Origin of the sequence: Liquorilactobacillus satsumensis DSM 16230 = JCM 12392 (genome assembly GCF_001435195.1) — a bacterium.
GTDB lineage: Bacteria > Bacillota > Bacilli > Lactobacillales > Lactobacillaceae > Liquorilactobacillus > Liquorilactobacillus satsumensis.
Genome location: NZ_AZFQ01000052.1, coordinates 96,794 through 114,505, shown reverse-complemented (window position 1 = coordinate 114,505; position 17,712 = coordinate 96,794). Strand labels below are relative to the sequence as shown.

Annotated in this window: 23 protein-coding genes; 22 read left to right on the top strand and 1 reads right to left on the bottom strand. The window is 38.6% G+C overall.

Going from position 1 to position 17,712, the window contains the following annotated elements; translation table 11 throughout:
• The first annotated feature begins 50 nt into the window (after window positions 1-50).
• Window positions 51-284, top strand: a complete 234-nt coding sequence (locus FD50_RS09200) for a hypothetical protein (protein WP_054756714.1) — start codon at window positions 51-53, stop codon at window positions 282-284.
• On the opposite strand, the gene FD50_RS09195 is transcribed toward FD50_RS09200, so the two are convergent.
• The gene (locus FD50_RS09195) at window positions 262-972 is read right to left on the bottom strand and encodes a DUF4145 domain-containing protein (protein ID WP_056961240.1); all 711 of its coding nucleotides are present in this window, start codon (window positions 970-972) and stop codon (window positions 262-264) included. The two genes, FD50_RS09200 and FD50_RS09195, sit on opposite strands and share 23 nt — an antisense overlap.
• A 63-nt stretch (window positions 973-1,035) precedes the next feature.
• On the opposite strand from FD50_RS09195, the gene FD50_RS13025 reads away from it, so the two are divergent.
• From FD50_RS13025 to FD50_RS09095, 21 genes are all read left to right on the top strand, one after another.
• A complete protein-coding gene (locus FD50_RS13025) occupies window positions 1,036-3,660 on the top strand; it encodes a DEAD/DEAH box helicase family protein (RefSeq protein ID WP_056961239.1) in 2,625 nt (874 codons plus the stop codon).
• A gap of 86 nt (window positions 3,661-3,746) precedes the next feature.
• Window positions 3,747-3,983: a hypothetical protein gene (locus FD50_RS09185; RefSeq protein WP_054756721.1), complete on the top strand. Its 237-nt coding sequence runs from the start codon at window positions 3,747-3,749 to the stop codon at window positions 3,981-3,983.
• Window positions 3,970-6,222: an AAA family ATPase gene (locus FD50_RS09180; protein ID WP_056961238.1), complete on the top strand. Its 2,253-nt coding sequence runs from the start codon at window positions 3,970-3,972 to the stop codon at window positions 6,220-6,222. The genes FD50_RS09185 and FD50_RS09180 overlap by 14 nt, the downstream gene beginning before the upstream one ends.
• A gap of 285 nt (window positions 6,223-6,507) precedes the next feature.
• Window positions 6,508-6,885 carry a RusA family crossover junction endodeoxyribonuclease gene (locus FD50_RS09175; RefSeq protein ID WP_415621171.1) on the top strand — a complete coding sequence of 126 codons (378 nt, stop codon included), beginning with the start codon at window positions 6,508-6,510 and terminating at the stop codon, window positions 6,883-6,885.
• Entirely contained in the window at window positions 6,886-7,119 is a 234-nt protein-coding gene (locus FD50_RS09170) for a hypothetical protein (RefSeq protein WP_056961236.1), read from the top strand.
• Window positions 7,112-7,378 (top strand): hypothetical protein, encoded by a 267-nt coding sequence (locus FD50_RS09165; RefSeq protein WP_054756727.1) that lies wholly within the window; start codon window positions 7,112-7,114, stop codon window positions 7,376-7,378. The genes FD50_RS09170 and FD50_RS09165 overlap by 8 nt, the downstream gene beginning before the upstream one ends.
• Complete coding sequence (locus tag FD50_RS09160) at window positions 7,371-7,790, top strand: hypothetical protein (RefSeq protein ID WP_056961235.1); 420 nt, start codon at window positions 7,371-7,373, stop codon at window positions 7,788-7,790. The genes FD50_RS09165 and FD50_RS09160 overlap by 8 nt, the downstream gene beginning before the upstream one ends.
• Window positions 7,787-8,014, top strand: a complete 228-nt coding sequence (locus FD50_RS09155) for a DUF3310 domain-containing protein (RefSeq protein ID WP_056961234.1) — start codon at window positions 7,787-7,789, stop codon at window positions 8,012-8,014. The genes FD50_RS09160 and FD50_RS09155 overlap by 4 nt, the downstream gene beginning before the upstream one ends.
• Before the next feature lie 6 nt (window positions 8,015-8,020).
• Window positions 8,021-8,470 (top strand): ArpU family phage packaging/lysis transcriptional regulator, encoded by a 450-nt coding sequence (locus tag FD50_RS09150; RefSeq protein WP_054756731.1) that lies wholly within the window; start codon window positions 8,021-8,023, stop codon window positions 8,468-8,470.
• A gap of 207 nt (window positions 8,471-8,677) precedes the next feature.
• Window positions 8,678-9,085 carry a hypothetical protein gene (locus FD50_RS09145; protein WP_056961233.1) on the top strand — a complete coding sequence of 136 codons (408 nt, stop codon included), beginning with the start codon at window positions 8,678-8,680 and terminating at the stop codon, window positions 9,083-9,085.
• A 95-nt stretch (window positions 9,086-9,180) separates the two neighbouring features.
• Window positions 9,181-9,981, top strand: coding sequence for a phage terminase small subunit (terS, locus tag FD50_RS09140; protein WP_056961232.1), 801 nt, complete (start codon window positions 9,181-9,183; stop codon window positions 9,979-9,981).
• Window positions 9,971-11,266, top strand: a complete 1,296-nt coding sequence (locus FD50_RS09135; RefSeq protein ID WP_056961231.1) for a PBSX family phage terminase large subunit — start codon at window positions 9,971-9,973, stop codon at window positions 11,264-11,266. The genes terS and FD50_RS09135 overlap by 11 nt, the downstream gene beginning before the upstream one ends.
• A gap of 18 nt (window positions 11,267-11,284) precedes the next feature.
• Complete coding sequence (locus tag FD50_RS09130; protein WP_054756736.1) at window positions 11,285-12,760, top strand: phage portal protein; 1,476 nt, start codon at window positions 11,285-11,287, stop codon at window positions 12,758-12,760.
• A complete protein-coding gene (locus FD50_RS09125) occupies window positions 12,738-13,043 on the top strand; it encodes a ribosomal-processing cysteine protease Prp (protein ID WP_054756738.1) in 306 nt (101 codons plus the stop codon). The genes FD50_RS09130 and FD50_RS09125 overlap by 23 nt, the downstream gene beginning before the upstream one ends.
• 4 nt (window positions 13,044-13,047) lie before the next feature.
• Entirely contained in the window at window positions 13,048-14,211 is a 1,164-nt protein-coding gene (locus FD50_RS09120; protein ID WP_056961230.1) for a minor capsid protein, read from the top strand.
• An 89-nt stretch (window positions 14,212-14,300) separates the two neighbouring features.
• Entirely contained in the window at window positions 14,301-14,477 is a 177-nt protein-coding gene (locus FD50_RS12710; RefSeq protein ID WP_156653525.1) for a hypothetical protein, read from the top strand.
• Window positions 14,478-14,479: 2 nt separating this feature from the next.
• On the top strand, window positions 14,480-14,671 hold the full coding sequence (locus tag FD50_RS09115; RefSeq protein WP_054756742.1) for a hypothetical protein: 192 nt from the start codon (window positions 14,480-14,482) through the stop codon (window positions 14,669-14,671).
• 44 nt (window positions 14,672-14,715) lie between these two features.
• A complete protein-coding gene (locus FD50_RS09110) occupies window positions 14,716-15,417 on the top strand; it encodes a hypothetical protein (protein WP_054756744.1) in 702 nt (233 codons plus the stop codon).
• Window positions 15,418-15,584: 167 nt separating this feature from the next.
• Window positions 15,585-16,244, top strand: a complete 660-nt coding sequence (locus tag FD50_RS09105; RefSeq protein ID WP_054756747.1) for a capsid assembly scaffolding protein Gp46 family protein — start codon at window positions 15,585-15,587, stop codon at window positions 16,242-16,244.
• A 16-nt stretch (window positions 16,245-16,260) separates the two neighbouring features.
• Window positions 16,261-16,617, top strand: coding sequence for a hypothetical protein (locus FD50_RS09100; RefSeq protein ID WP_054756749.1), 357 nt, complete (start codon window positions 16,261-16,263; stop codon window positions 16,615-16,617).
• A gap of 37 nt (window positions 16,618-16,654) precedes the next feature.
• Window positions 16,655-17,695, top strand: coding sequence for a major capsid protein (locus tag FD50_RS09095; RefSeq protein WP_054756751.1), 1,041 nt, complete (start codon window positions 16,655-16,657; stop codon window positions 17,693-17,695).
• Window positions 17,696-17,712: the final 17 nt, after the last annotated feature.

The following is a 17,712-nucleotide window of genomic DNA, read 5'->3' as shown; positions in this document are numbered from 1 at the left end:
AGGCGAGTTCCACTGGAACAACTTATTAAGTTGGAAGAGGTGTGAAATTTATGGAATATACCAAAAAGGATGATTTTGTAGGTGGCTATATTGAGTACTTTATCTCTAAAATTCCTGAATATAAAAATAAAAAATGGACAGTAAAAGTTTATGCGAAGGTTGTAGCTTCTGGATATTCTACACAAAAAAATGGTAGACAAATTCTTTTAAAGAAAGGATTTACTACCAATGGAAATAAAGAAAATGAGTTTTATAAGTATTTTACGATTCTTGAGGATTTATAAAGGCTTCCGCTTCGTCAGCTTTTAATTCAGCAGAAATATATAAAGCAGCAGCTGATAGAAATCCTTTCATATCCTTTAAATCTTTTTCGCTATGAATTTTCACAAAGTGGGTTTCATCATTACCAATCCAAACTGCCGCTTTAGCTAAAGTCTGAATTCTTGGGAGATCGTCCAAATTTTCATTAATAACATTTCCAAGAAACTTACTTTCTATCTCAGAACGCTTTTCTGGATTCTTGGATATTACAAATTCTTTTAATAAAAATTCAATTGCTTTGCGATATCCAACACCTGCTATTTCGTCAAGCCCCATTGATTCGGCTTGTAAAGACTGATCATAAATTTTTTTAAATCCTGGGAATGTGTTATTAAGGTTTTTAGGAAGATCATTTTTTAAATGAGGTGAGTAGGTGTATGGAATGGAGGGTTGAATTTCTCTTAAATCTAAAAATCTGTCAGCTATGCATGGAAATTCTAAACAGTAGAACTTGCCACAATCTTTTCTAGAACATTTTAAAAACAAAGCAATACTATTTTTCTTATTTTGAAAGACTACTCCAGAGGTAATTGCAAAAATAATTTTAGGAGACATTGATTGTTTGCAATGCGGGCAGTATTCATCAATATCGATATAAACATTATTTGTTTTTGCTGCTTCTAAAAATTTTACATGTACAGATTGTTCCATGAAATCACCCCAAAATAAATTTTTTAACCAACAAAATTATACCAGCAAAGAAAGGAGTTTGCTATGGAATTACGGCCATACCAACAGGAAGCACGTGAAGCCATACAGGAAGAATGGCAAAAGGGCAATAAACGAACACTATTAGTTTTGCCAACAGGCTGTCATGCTGAAGACGAAGAATTGCTAAGATATAATGGCGAAATCGAAAAAGTACAAAACATTATGGTAGGAGACCAACTAATAGGGCCAGATGGCTTGCCAAGAAATGTTTTACATGTTCAAAAGGGCAGTAAAAAACTTTATTGCGTAAAACCAGTAAAAGGGAAATCCTTTATTGTAACAGGCGATCATAAATTGACGTTAGTACGTACAAATGAAAAAAGTCGAAAAAAATATCCGAGTGATTTTCTAGGTGGTCAACTAATCGACGTCACAATAAAAGAATGGCTTAGTTGGTCAAAAAATAAAAAGCACATTCATAAATTGATTCGAAGTAATATGATTGAAAACTTCGGTGGACAAAAAGATTTAACAATTGATCCATATTTTCTAGGAGTGTTGCTGGGAGATGGAGAAATAAAAAACTCCATTTCAGTTACAACGATGGATGCAGAAATTGTACAAGAAATAGAAAAACAATGTCAAAAGTACAATATGACCTATCGGACGGAACCAGCAGGAAAAGCATTTACTTATATTTTCAAAAATATAAATGTGCTTTCTAAACAATTGAAAGAATTGGAGCTCCGCAAAAAAGGTGCTTACGAAAAATCAGTTCCTTTTAAATACAAAACAGCACCCTTGAAAGAACGGATGCAAGTAATTGCGGGTCTTATCGATACAGATGGAAGTTGTAACGGGAGTGGGTTTGATTTTGTTTCAGCATCAAAACAGCTAGCTGAGGATTTAGCTTTTATGTGTCAATCAATTGGATTAGCTGCCTATGTAAAACCAACCACAAAATTAACACAAACAGGTTTTACAGGAATTTATTACCGTGTATCAATTAGTGGTGATTGTACAACGATACCATGTCGTGTTGAACATAAAAAGCCACGTAAAAGAATGCAAATTAAAAATGTATTACGTACAGGCTTTTCAGTAGAACCGATAGGTACGGGAAAGTATTACGGATTTACGGTCGATCAAGATAATCGTTATCTAATGTCTGATTTTACAATCACTCACAATTGCGGAAAAACAATAGTATTCAGCAAAGTGATTGAAGACAGGGTGCGATTAGGCGAACGTGTATTAATTCTGGCACATCGTGGAGAATTACTTGAACAAGCATCTGACAAATTAGTTAAGGCAACAGGATTAAAAACTGCTACCGAAAAAGCAGAAGAAACTAGCATTGGGAGTTTTTACCGAGTTGTAGTTGGATCCATTCAAACCTTGCAACGAGAAAAAAGACTGAATCAATTCTCGGCTGATTATTTTGACAGCATTGTAGTTGATGAAGCGCACCATTGTATCAGTGATGGTTACCAAAGAGTGCTACAGCATTTTGAAGATGCAAATGTTCTAGGAGTTACAGCTACCCCTGATCGTGGAGATATGCGCAACCTTGGCTCATATTTCCAAAGTCTCGCGTATGAGTATACTTTGCCGGCTGCTATCAGAGAAGGATATCTAACACCAATTAAAGCTCTCACGATTCCGCTTCATTTGGATTTATCCGGAGTTAAACAACAAGCTGGAGACTTCTCGACAAAAGATTTAGGAACTGCGTTGGATCCGTACTTAGAACAGATTGCGGATGAAATGGTAAAGAACTGTATGGACCGCAAAACAGTTGTGTTCTTACCACTTGTAAAAACTTCTAAGAAGTTCCGCGACATTCTGAATGCTAAAGGCTTGAAGGCCGCAGAAGTGAATGGTGAATCTGACGATCGTAAACAGATACTCAAAGACTTTGATGAAGGAAAGTACAACGTCCTTTGCAATTCAATGCTTTTAACAGAAGGTTGGGATTGTCCATCAGTTGATTGCATCGTTGTATTACGGCCAACTAAAGTACGTGGCCTTTATAGTCAAATGGTTGGACGTGGAACTCGATTATGCAAAGGGAAAACGGAACTCTTGTTGCTTGATTTTTTATGGCACACAGAACGGCTTGAACTTTGCCATCCAGCTAACTTGATTACTAAAAATCAGGAAGTAGCCAAGAAGATGACAGACAATATCGAAGATGCAGGAACTGCAGTAGATATTGAAGAGGCTGAGAAACAAGCTAGTGAAGATGTCGTAGCAGAACGTGAAGAGGCGCTTGCCAAACAATTATCTGAAATGCGTAGACGCAAACGTAAGCTGGTGGATCCGCTGCAGTTTGAAATGTCGATCCAAGCTGAAGACTTAACGAGTTATACACCATCATTTGGTTGGGAAATGGCTCCGCCAAGTGATGATCAGAAAAAGACACTTGAGAAGTTAGGGATTCTTCCAGATGCAATTGATAATGCCGGAAAAGCTTCAATGGTATTAGAGAGGCTTTCACGCAGACGAGATGAAGGATTAGCAACACCTAAACAGATACGCAGGCTTGAAATTTATGGCTTTAAAAATGTTGGAACTTGGAAATTTGAAAGTGCCACAAAGATGATTTCAAGGATTGCGGCAAACGGCTGGAGATTACCACAATCAGTCAAAGCTTCTGAGTACAAGCCAGAAGCAGCAACGGTTTAACCACAGTCTGGTGACATCAGCATGGTTCGATTCCATGCTGTGGCATAGTTTGGCCAAACTAAGTAAATAAAGATGGAGGACCACAAATGCAGGAAGATTTACAGAAAAAGATTACCGGTGATTTTGCGGTCATCAAAAAAATAGTACTTAACACATTTTATTACGACTGTCCGTATGAACAATCACGTGCCCAAATTAATCAGATTGAAGAGCATGTTTCTGCAATACTCGGAGAAGCGTTTGACCAGGGATGGACCGCGGCACTTGAGTATTTAATGGAAGAAGTAAAGAAAAAGGAATCGATGCCACATGACAGAACATAAATTTAATTTACTGGATCCATTAAGTTCCATTAATCCAGGGTCACTCTCATATACTGAGTGGGTAAATGTCGGTATGGCACTTAAGTATGAAGGTTATTCCGTCAGTGACTGGGAATCATGGAGCCGAAATGATCAGGGGCGGTACCACGATGGCGAGTGTGAGAAAAAGTGGGAAACCTTTGACGGTGCTAATTCACCAGTGACGGGTGCCACAATCACACAGCTTGCCAAAGATAATGGTTGGCAGTCACATGGTGGAGCAGATGGAGACGACTTCATTGGTTGGGACGAAGGTTTTGTCGCAACTGACATCGATAAGGGTTACAAAATTGTTAACACCGATTATGTGGTTGGTCAAGAAATCAAAGAACCAACTAATTGGAATCCATCTCAAGAAATTGTTGATTATATGAAGACACTTTTCAATGCAGGAGACGTTATCGGTTATGTGAATGATGGATATCCGCATAAACAAGGCGAAATTGAGAAGTGGCTGCCTAATAAAGGAGTCTACACCAAGACAGCTGGAGAAATTATTGATGGTTTGAGACGGAACAAGGGAGACATTGGCGCGGTGATGGGCGATGCCAATCCAGAAATTGGAGCTTGGATCCGTTTCAATCCATTAGATGGTAAAGGTGTTAAGAACGACAACGTAGTCGATTTTCGATATGCCTTAGTAGAAAGCGACAGTATGAGCCTAGAGCAACAGAATGAAATCATGCATAAGCTTGAATTACCGATCGCCACCTTAACGTATTCCGGATCCAAAAGTATTCACGCGGTTGTTAAAGTGAATGCTGCTAATTATCCACAGTATCAAGAACGTGTTGATTATCTCTACAAAATCGTTGAAAAAAACGGTTTGAAGGTTGATAAGCAAAACAAAAATCCATCCCGCTTAACACGACTGCCTGGATTTGAACGTCAAGGCAAGAAACAATTCTTAATTGCTAAAAATATTGGCAAACATTCCTGGGAAGAGTGGGAAGAATACATTGAGGATATGAATGACAATTTACCAGAAATGAAAAACATGTCTGATTTATTTGATAAGCCAATTGTCCTAGCCCCTGAGTTGATTTCAGGTATCTTACGTCAGGGACACAAGATGTTAATTGCCGGTCCAAGTAAAGCTGGTAAGTCCTTCTCACTAATTCAGTTGGCAATTGCCATTGCAGAAGGCTGGAAGTGGTTCGGATTCAATTGCCAACAAGGAAAGGTTTTGTACGTCAATCTTGAGTTGGATGAGCGTTCAGCCAAAAAACGGTTTGTTGATATCTACAACACACTAGGACGCGGCCACAATCACGTTAGCAATATCGATGTTTGGAATTTACGTGGAAAGACAAGTCCAATGGACAAGCTGGCCCCGAAGTTAATCAGGCGGGCAGAAAAAGCAGACTACAAAGCAGTTATCATTGACCCAATTTACAAGGTACTGACTGGGGATGAAAACAATGCGCATGATATGTCGCTTTTCGTAAATCAGTTTGACTTAATTGCCACTGAATTAAAATGTTCAGTTATCTACGCACATCATCACAGTAAAGGAATTCAGAGTGGAAAGAGTTCGATCGATCGTTCAAGTGGATCCGGAGTGTTTGCCCGTGACCCAGATGCAATTTTGGACTTGATTGAATTACCAGTTGAAGAACAACGATACATGCAGCGTGTGAACCAAGCAATCTGCAATGTGTATGACCTAGCAATTAAAAAGTTCAATCCAATGTATGACGAAGTGGGAGTAGATGATCGCTTTAGTGAAAAACAAATGACGCATCATTTAATGGCTGCAATGAATAAGTTACCGAACGGGCAGCAGTTATTGAAGCAGATTAACGAGCAAAGAAATATTGCAGTTGAAGCAATGAGACAAGCGACCGCATGGCGACTAGAAGGTACCTTGCGAGAGTTCCCTAAGTTTAAATCAGTAAATGCCTGGTTCCAATATCCTATACACGTTCTGGACGACACATTGCAGGATATCAAGTTAGAGGAAGAGCCAACTGCTAAGTGGAAAAAAGGTGTAAAGAAATCTAATCAATCTCGAAGTGAAAAAACTAAACAAGAGCTTGAAGAAGCTTTCAACATTTTGAGTGAGGGCGGCGAACCAGTCGAGCCTAAAGCAATTGCTGAATACTTAGAAATTGCTAAAAGCACAGTTTATGCTCGCATAAGAAAGCATGAAGGATTTAAAATCATTGATGGTCTTATAGAAAAATCTAATAGTAAGTAACAAAAAAACTTGTATAAGGCTATTAGCTTGATAATAGCTTGATACAGGGCATAGCGTTCGTCAACTCTATTAGCCTAATACTAGCTTTCAACAGTCCGAAAAACCTATTATGGCGCTGTCTGCTATTCCCGTATATATCTCCCTTTTAGGGATAGATATATACGGAGGAATACAGCGAGACAAAAATAGAATGATACATTTAAAATTATTAAATTTATTTAATTAAAAATAATGAATAAAGGTGATCGAAAATTGACAAGAAAACCACTGGAGTTTTTTATCCCAATGAAAAAAATTCCGACTGTAACTCATCAAGAAAAACAGGTTGCAGTTATTAAAGGTAAGCCACATTTTTACGAGCCGCCAGAATTACAATCGGCCCGGTCATTAATTACTGATCACCTTGGAAAGTTTGCACCGAAGGAACCATTCCCCGGTAAAGTCAGATTACTGGTGAAATATTGTTATCTCGCAACTGGTAAACATAAGAATGGTGAGTACAAGCGTACTAAGCCAGATTTGGATAATAATATGAAGTTGCTGCAGGACTGCATGACTCAATTAGGATTTTGGAAAGATGATATGTACATTGTCAGTTTGATAGCTGAAAAGTTTTGGGCGGATCTACCTGGTATCTATATCAAAATTGAGGAAGTGAGTTGAGTGAACTGGGATAACGTTTTTCAAGATATTCAAAAGTGGATGGCTGCTTCTAATGAAGTTATGCGGACCTACCCATTAACAAGCCGAGAATATTGGAGATGGCTAGTGGGATCTCTGGGACATTTGGAGCAGAAATATAACAGTCATCCGCTAGTAGTAAATCTGTGCGTTGCTTTGTTCGATTATCAGGACAGAAATTATAAAAAGATGGAGAGTGGTGGGGCAAATGGTTAATCAACAATTTTTACGAGATAAGGAAACTATTGAATGTTATGTCAGAAGAAGCATGAAAAATGCTGATTCAGTAACCGAGATAGTTGCGAAACTAATTGCTAAGTATGTGAGATGCAAACGAAACGGTTTTGAGCTATCACCGGAAATCAAAGCACTGTTTAGGATAAGCGAGTTACCAAACGGGACGGACAGGCTAATGCAGCAGTTGCTGATTGACAAGGCAAACGGAGAATTTGAGGGAGTGAAATTAAATGGTTGAAAGCAATGCATTTACTGATAAGTATGGTAAGCAAATACTTGTAGTTGGAAATAGGGCAAATATTGAGCTTGCAAGTACTGAAAATACAGAAAGAATTATTTTTGACTTAGAGATGAGCATAGATATCTTGCAATTCATTTACAAGGTGGCTAAAAGAACTTGGAAGAATTTTACTCCAAAAGAAGCATTGTCCGATTCCTCTGATTACTATACCTACTATGACAAAAGGTTGGATAGTGAAGGGGGCTTATACTTTGTTAGTAATAATCAGAAGGAAAAAAGTTTAAAACTCATTGTTGAAAGACCTTATGGAGCGGGAAAAGCCTACTACAAATTTAACAAGGTACGTTGTGAGACTTTTATTTATGACGTTATTAAACGGTTTCCAGAAATTGCGGGAGTGAAGGAATGAGTAAATTACGTCCAGATTATTACAAAGGCCAAAATGGCCATGACTTGTTCTGGTTCTTTGAAACCTTCTTGCCTAAGCAGTGGGTAATCGGATTTTACGTGTTGAACATCATCAAGTATGTAGTCCGGCATGAAGGCAAGAATGGTATTGAAGATCTCGATAAAGCTAGAACGTATGTTGAACGACTGGCGGAGTTTGAGAAAAGAAATGGAGAAGGGGGGTAAGTATTTTTGTTGCTGGATGAATTAAACGAAGAAAAGACCATTCAAAATGTTAATACATTATTGGAAAATTACGATAGACTGAAACGTATTGCGCACAGCAGCTTAGATTTAAAATCTCCTAAGTTTGATGATATGCCCAAAGCTCAATCAATAAAAAATCCCAGTGAAGAAAAGATAGTAAGACGTCTGCAGGCTAAACAGGAATTTGACGCTATCAATAAATCTATTGAAAATCTTCCTGGTGAACATGGAAGGTACCGGTATATTTTAAAGCAACTATACATATACCGGACACGACCAGTTGAAAAAATATACCGAGAATTGCATATTGAAAAAGATGCTTATTCTAAACTAAAACGTGAGGCTTTACTAGCTTTCGCTGAATCATTTCTGATAGAAGATTTATTAGATTGGTCTCCAAAAACAGAAATTGAGCAGAAATCGGACAGAATTTGAACAGAAAAAGAACCGAAAATATACCGAGTAAAAACAGAGGAAAAGGTATTAAAATGGTATTGTGCCAAAGTTGGTACAACTTTATCTCCCCCAGGAATAATTATTTTAACAGTGGCACCTAAATAGGTGTCATTTTATTTTACTTTTTGAGACTTTAGAGGTTTAATTTTAATTGTTAAAATAATTGTTTATTATAGGGGAATTAATATGGCTGATGATAAAAAAGGTTTGACGGGGAAACAAGGTTTAACTTTCAGAATTTCTGGGAAGGAAATGTCAAAAGAAAAAGGGTATAAATTGGATGCGATTCTTTCCACTTTACAAGATGCTGATAATCTGATTAAATCTACATATTTAAGTTTAAATAATCGCAGAAGGTTTACTGATAATGATGATGAAAAAATTGAAATATCAGTTACTAATTCTGAAGATTTGGAAATTGGTGAAATTTATAATGTAGTTATAGATGATAAACTTCATATAGAAGGAAAGTGGAGAGACATGTTTTTAAATGAAAAAGAATATTTAGGAAGATGTAGAATGAAAAGAAGTTCAACTGGGGAGTATAAGGTAGTAGAAGTTTTAATTACGGACTGGTTTAATGACGAAAACTAAAAATTATTTATTCAGCAGCTTAGCGGCTGCTTTTTTTTGTACATAAATTACAAAACGAAACTTAAAAGTGAGGTGGTGTGAGATGACTTGATAGACTGGAAAAAGATTCGCAAAGAGTACGAAGAAAGTGCATAACTGCTAGTGCTTTAGCGAAAAAATATGGTATTAGTCCTTCAACATTAAGGAGTAGAAAGAACCGAGAAGGGTGGCAACGTGGTGCAACGCAAAATAAAAACGTTGCAACGCGACGCAAGAAAGATGATAATCGTGGGGCTCCTTTGGGAAGCCATAATGCTAAAGGCAATCCAGGCAATCCACATGCATCTCCACCACCAGGAAATAAAAATGCAGTAAGCCATGGCCTATTTGCTAAATGGTTGCCAGATGACACTCGATCGCTGATCCAAGAAATCTATACGTCTGAACCTGCAGATATTATTTGGAATAATATTATGATTCAGTACGCAGCTATCATTCGTTCTCAAAAGATTATGAATGTTGCCAACGAATTTGATACGACTACTGATATTACTGAAGTGGACTTGAATCCGAAACTTATTGATGAGGATGGCAAACCTGCACAGATTAAAGAAGTACGGCAGTATCAATACGCTTGGGACAAACAAGCAAATTACTTAATGGCAATGTCGCGAGCCATGGGAACACTTAGCAAGTTAATCAAGCAATTTGTTGAGATAGCTGATGAACGAGATGAGCGTCGTAAGAAACTTGAAATTATGGCAGTGCAGCTTAACCTCGTTAAAACTAAGACTAAACGTGCACAGATTGAAAATGGTGATGTTGATCAACAGGAGCTTGGCGACGATGGTTTCTTAGCAGCAATCGATAAGAGCATGGATAGTGTTTGGGAAGACGGTGATCAAGATGAGACTTAAGCTGCGACAAGCTAAATTTCATTTCTCACCGTTTTCTCGCAAACAAATGCAGGTTCTGACTTGGTGGAGATATAAAGGAACCAAAGATAAAGAAGCAATTATCTGCGATGGTTCTGTTCGTGCCGGTAAAACTGTTATTATGTCACTGTCATATATTTTATGGAGTATGACAGAGTTCAATGATGAGCAGTTTGGTATTGCCGGGAAGACGATTGGCTCACTGAGGCGTAATGTTATTCGACCGCTGAAGGCAATGTTAGAGAGTCGCGGTTATTCGGTTCACGATTCACGCTCAGAAAACATGCTGATTGTTCGCAAAGGTAAGAAAACAAATTACTACTTCTTATTTGGTGGTAAAGATGAATCAAGTCAGGACCTCGTTCAAGGGATTACCTTGGCTGGGTTCTTTTTTGATGAAGTTGCTTTGATGCCGCAGTCGTTTGTTAATCAGGCCACTGCACGTTGCTCCGTTGAAGGTTCTAAGCTGTGGTTTAACTGCAACCCTGCCGGTCCTTATCATTGGTTCAAAGAAGAATGGATTGATAAGCTCGATGAAAAGAGAGCAATTCGAATTCATTTCATGATGAAAGATAATCCATCCCTTTCATTAAGTATCCGTGAGCGGTATGAACGAATGTATTCAGGTGTGTTCTATCAACGCTATATTTTAGGCTTGTGGGTACTTTCAGAAGGAATCATTTACGATAATTTCGATGAGAATACAATGGTGGTTGATCCACCGGATAATGCAACATTTGAAAAGTATTATGTATCGTGTGATTACGGTACGCTGAACCCTACAGTATTTCTGCTGTGGGGTCTTTTTGATGGAACCTGGTACTGCCTTGATGAATATTATTATTCAGGTCGTGATACTCAACATCAACGAACAGATGAGCAATATGCCAATGACTTGGATAAGTTCTTAGGCGATATCAAAGCCACAATCATTGTGGATCCAAGTGCTGCATCATTTATCAAGGTGCTGCGTAATCGTGGACGGACAGTTATTAAGGCTAAAAATGATGTGTTAGATGGTATTCGAGCTACACAAACAGCAATGAACACTGGCAAGATTATTTTCACTCGCAAGTGTAAGAATTTATTTAAGGAATTCAGCTCTTATATTTGGGATGAGAAAGCTGCAGAGCGTGGCGAGGATAAACCAGTTAAGCAACATGACCATGCTTCTGATGCACTGCGCTACTTTGTTTACATGGTGGTATTCAAGAAACGAACAGTCAAAGTTACCAAGAAACCAAGCAGATTTTACAGAAACTTTTAACAGATTGGAGATGAGAACATGGGAGTTCCAATTGATGCAGAGTTGCTACAGGATCCAAATAATCCTAGCTATGAAGTTTTAAATTATGTAATTCAGCAACACAATAAAAGGAAACACAGACTGCAGATGCTGTCAGATTATTATGATGGTAAGCATGAGATACTGCATCATTCAATGGCAAATAATCAGTACAGCAGCAATAACAAGGTTGTTGTTAATCATGCCAAGTACATTACTGATATGAACGTTGGCTTTACCACAGGTAATCCGATTGCGTACACAGCTGAAAAAGGTAAAAATATCGACCCGATCACTGACGAATTCAATAAGATGGATGTTCAGACTCACGATGCAGAGCTTGAAAAAGACCTGAGTGTGTTCGGTGTCGGTTTCGAAGTTCATTATCTCAAAGCAACAGGCTTTGCAGATGATAATCAAAAGCAGCCGATTACTGAAGAACGAATTGAATGTATTGATCCACGAGGAATTGTGATGTGTACCGATGATACGGTAGAACATAATCCGTTGTTTGCTATCCATATTCAAGAGAAGTTTGATCTGGACGGAACAGCTAACGGCTATCTGCTTGATGTGTATACCAAAACACAGTTAATTTCGTATCGTACGAGATTCGGTTACAACTTGGATGATAGCAATATCGACAGCAAGAAAGTAACACCACATTACTTTGGCGATGTTCCAGTAGTTGAGTTCAGGAACAACGAGGAGCGACAAGGTGACTTTGAACAATGTAAATCATTGATTGACGCTTATAACACGTTGCAGTCTGATCGGATTACTGATAAGCAAGATTTCATTGATGCCTTACTGATTGTGTACGGGTTCAGCTTAATAGGTGATGATGAGGAAGAAAGCAAAAGCAAACTTAAGAATGGTTTCATTGACGGCGCACCAGGCAAAGGTGAAGATGGTGCATCTGTTGAATGGCTTACCAAGCAGCTTGATGAAACTCAAGTTGAGTTGTTGGCCAAGTCAATTGAAAATGACATTCACAAGATTTCGTATGTTCCCAACATGAACGATGAGAACTTTATGGGCAATGTCTCAGGAGAAGCGATGAAATACAAATTGTTTGGCTTGCTTAATCTGCTATCCACTAAAACAAGATACCTGGTCAAAGGATTGCGCAGACGTTTAGCGTTAATGCAGAACATTCTGAATAAAAAAGGACAAGGTGTTGATGCATCTGGTTGCAAGATTACCTTTACACCAAACATTCCGGTTAACTTATCAGATATCATTACCAATATGAAGAACGCTGATGGTATTATTCCACGCACAATTACCTATGGTTGGTTGCCTGATGTTGACGATCCAGAAGAAGTAGCAGATCAGATGAAACAGCAAAAAGCTCAAGATATCAAGGATAGTCAGCAGGCTTTAACAGATGATACTGGCAAGAATATTGACGATGAGGAGTTTAATCAAGACAACAAGGGAGGGAAGAAAGATGATCAAGGTTCAAATGATTGAAACACGCCGCTTTAATGAACGCCAGGTCTCAATTAGAGCAAGTGGTCATGCTGGGTTTGACCTACCTGGTAAAGATATTGTGTGCGCTGCTGTTTCAATTTTACTGGAACATACCACACAAAACTTAACCTCTTGTCGTGTTAATGATGATGGAATCAATTATAAAGCTGATGTCCTGAATATTGATGAAGGCGACAAACGGTTACTGAGAGCATTAGGCAATACTTTAGCAACGATTGCTCATCAATATCCAGATAACCTTTCATTTACTACAAAGGGCTGATGATATGGCTGATAAAGACAAGTTAACTTACTGGGAGTTACGAGCTGTCAGGAATGAACAAAAAGCACACGATGATGCCAACAGAAAAGTTGAACTCATAACGCGTGCTTATTTACGTTCACAGAGTTATTTGAATCAGCAAGTCAGTAACATCTACAAAAGATATTTTGACAATGGTAATTATACTGCAGCACAGGCAGAAGAAATTATGAATACAGTAGTCAGTCCTACTGAGCTTGTAACTCTGCGTGCTTTAGCTAAGAATATTACTGATTCTCAATCTAAGAAACAAGTTGCAGATTATTTATCAACATTAGCGGCAAAGGGTCGGATCACTCGTTTGGAAGAACTACGAGCCAAATCCTATATTGTGGTTAAGCAAGCAGCCAGTGTTGAGGTTGAGCATTCGACCGGACTATATACCAAAGTGATTCAGGACGCATGGAATCAAGCTGCTGCAGAAAAGATTATTGGGGATGTTACTAAAGATGTTCAGCTGTACGAAAAAGGATATGTTGCTGAATTAGATAAAACTAAACGGCAAATTAGAATTGCTGATCCTGAAACAGGTAAAAAGATCACGACAGTTAACGCGGTTCCTGAGAAGAAAGTTACTGAGTTTAAGCAACTTTCTACTCGTTACGTTCAGAAGGCACTTGATGAACGCTGGCATGGCAAGAATTACTCACAGCGTATCTGGGATAACACTGATAAGTTGGCAGATAGACTGCAGGAGTTATTTACTGCACAGCAGATGTCTGGAATGTCTGAACATGATATGGCACAGGCGATTGAGAAAGAGTTTGGTGCTGGTATCTACAATGCTAAACGACTAATTAGAACTGAAGCTAACTACTTTCACAACAAGACAAAGCTTGATAGTTGGAAAAAGCGTAATGTTCAAGAGTATCAGCTTGTTGCGGTACTTGATAAACGTACTTCCCAGATATGCCGGCGCATGGATGGTAAAGTGTTCAAAGTTGATGATGCAGAGGTCGGTACAGACTACCCGCCTTTTCATCCGAATTGCCGAACAGTTTCAGTTATCCATTTTGCTAACAGTTCGTATACTGGTACAAGAAATGCAAACAATCCGAATACTGGTAAGAAATTTAAGATTAGTCAAGATGCAACTTATCGTGATTGGGAAAGGATGATTAATGAATGAGATGTTGCAGTGGTTGTGGGTGCATGGTGTTTATTGTCGTTTTATTCTGGTTGTGTTTGTTAGTGGCGATATTTTAGGAGGCTATTGCAATGGAATGTGTGAAGTATAAAAGAAACGGACAGACTCATATTGAACGTGGCAACAAACCTACTGATTGGATTAAATCCCCAATGGATCAGGTAATGGTGAAAGGATTATTGCAGATTAAGCCTAGTTCGTTTAGCCAATGTTCTCCATTCAATGTTGAAAGTGTTAGGAGGAGTTAATTATGGAAGAACAGCATAAATCATTAGTAATTTGGTTTAGAAATGGGGCAACAGCAATGTTTATAGATGTGAAAGATTTTAGAGAATTAAATGAAGGAATCCAGTTTGGTTATTTTGGACAAAGTACACAGACTCAAAGAAAGGCTAAATTTTTACACGCTGCTATTGCAGGGTATGCCTTTGAAATTGATTAACATAAATTTCTACACTTTGCTATATTATTAATGAGGTGATGGAAATGTTTCTAGCAGTGGTAACAAATCAAGAAATTATGGACGTTTTGCAATTGTTGAAGGGTAAATCCTCTTGGGAAATTATATTAAATACTTGTGCACCAATAATTGCATCTTTATTGACTTTATTTATATCAAGCTATACTTCTCGAAAGCAGATGGAAAAGCAGTTCCAAAATGAACGTGACAAAATTAAAGAAGATAGAGGGCTACAGTTAAAAGCTGAAGAAAGGGCTTTTATTGATCGAGAGTCTATAAAAAAAATAACGGAACTACTAAAAAAAATGAGAGAGTTCTATTTGCAAGAAACATTTCAAATTAAAACTTTATCGATGTATTATGGCTTGAAGAATATTAATATGGCTACGGAGGAAGTTAAGCAAGAAACATTAAAGAAAATTTTAAGCTTTAGTATTAATGATGATTCTAAATACCATGAATGCAGAAGTTTGTTAGCCTTCGCTGATAGAGACATAGCTGAAGACTTTGAAACTTTTGCATCTAGTCTTCAAGACTTTAATGTAGAACAAATTTATTTACAATATGATTATTTAAAGGATGGAAAAAAACCTGAAAGGGAAGAGTTATTATCTCCAGATAAAGTAGATGAATTATACAAAAAATTTATAAAAGACTTTGCAAGAATTTCCCAAAAAATGAATGATGAACTTCGAAATTACATTGAAAATTCTAAAAGAATTGACTAAGGACTTTTGACCCAAGCAAGTCGCTAAACTACTTAATTTAAATAGCGTGTGTGGGTTTAACTACTCTACATAATGATTGATAGCACTGTACATGGGGCATTTGCCGTGTGTGGGGTGCTATTTTTCGTGGAGTGAATTAAATGTGCATGGGCTAAGGAGGAGTCACAATGGAAAAGATACGATTTTACAGCACTTTATTGAATCTGCAACGTTTCGCTGAAGGTGGAGAAGGAAGTGGAGAAGGTTCTGGCTCAGGCGAGGGTGAAGGTTCAGGTGAAGGAACTGGTACCGGTGAAGGTAAAGAAGATAAGCCGTTCAAGGCATTCAAAACTGAGGATGAATTCAATAGCTGGTTTGATTCTGCTTATGACAAGCGGTTTGAAAAGGCTGCAGAGAATTTGAAAGCCAAATGGGAGAAAGAGTCTAAGGAAAAGAAGTCCTACGACAAGATGACTGACGCTGAAAAAGCTGAGTATGACTTCAATCAGAAGCAAGAAAAGCTCAATCAACGTGAGCAGGAAGTTACCGTCAAAGAAAATCGTGCCAACATCACGAATAAACTCGCTGAGGATGGCTTACCAGTTAGCTTGGCTAAGGCTTTCGCACCGGCGTTTGCTGACACAGATAATCTTGAAGCAACTTACAAAGAAATTACCGAGGGATTCCGTGAGGCACTCAAGCAAGGCGTTGATAAGGCACTGGCTGATTCATCTAAAACACCTGGTGCCGGTGGTGGCGGTTCGAAGTCTACCGGTGAAACCTTTGCCCAAGAGCGAAACAAGCAGAGTAAGGGTGCTGCAAAGAGTATTTGGGACACAGTCAAATAAATAAGGAGGAATTTCAATGTATGTAAAAGGAAAAACAGTAGTTAACCAGCTAAACTTCTTAGCTTCTGAAAAAGTAACTTCATTTACACAGACAGTGGATAATACCAACTACAATGTACAGACTGACGATCTTGGTCACAAGATTATCCCTGCCGGTACCATTTATCCAACAAATGATGCTAAGGCAATCGGGGTGACCTACAACGAAGTTGATGTAACGAACGGCAAACAGCCTGTGGCAGTCATTCAGGAAGGTTGGGTACTTGGTCAACGTTTGCCAGTTGCTCCGTCTGCGGATGCAATTAAGGCAATGACCGCAATTCACTTCAAGGATATTGATGCTTTAACTGCCGCACAAGACGGTCAAGTCTAGTATTTTTGTTCAAATCACAAATTAGGAGGAACTGTTAATGCCAAAATTAATTGATTTACAACGTTTTGCAGATATTGCAGAACTTTTCTCGCAACGAGAAATCTTAGATTACACCCGGAATCGTGATTATCCAGTAATGTTGGGTGATACGTTATTCCCAGCACGCCGGACACAATCACTTGAATTAGATCAGTTGAGCGGCGGTACACGCACACCGATTATTGCTTCACTGTCTGCATTTGATGCCGAAGCCGAGATTGGCAGCCGTCAAGCTGAAAAGAAAGCAATGGAACTTGCGTACATTAAGCGTAAGATGCAGATCAAAGAAAAAGATCTCATTGCTTTGAAGAATCCACGGACACCGGAAGAACAGCAGTATCTTATGAGCCGTGTATTCAACGACATCGATGTTTTGGTGCAAGGTGTTAATGCGCGAGTTGAGAAGATGGCTATGGATGTGTTGGCTACTGGTAAAATTACCGATGAAGATCTTGATATTTCTTTGGATTACCAAGTTCCAGCAGAACATCAAGCAACGCTCGCAAGTACTAAGACATGGGATAAAGACGGTGTCGATATTCTGAACGACTTGGTTACTTTTGCTGATGCGTTGGATATCACACCAACGCGTGCACTGACATCTAAGAAAGTCTACCGTTTGATTACTACTAACGCTAAGGTGCTGCAGGGTATTTATGGGACTTCAACACGTGCGTTGAGCCAAGCAGACTTTGATGCATTCATGCAAGCACAGGGATTACCAATTATCCGCACATACGATAACAAGTACAAAAAGGAAGGCAAGGACGGTAAGCTTACCTCTGAACGCTACTTCCCTGAAAATCGGATTGTGCTGATGAATGACGATCTGTTAGGCGAAAAGGTTTATGGACCAACACCTGACGAAATTGCCTTACCAAGCAACTCTGATGTGCAGTCAAATCAGATTGGAAATGTGTTTACTGCTATTTACTCTACAACCAAGGACCCGATTGGGACTTGGGAAAAGGCAGCTGCTACTGCATTACCAGGTTTTGCAGCAGTTGATGAAGTATTCCAAGCACAAGTTTTAGCTTAGGCATGGAGGTGTAGTCG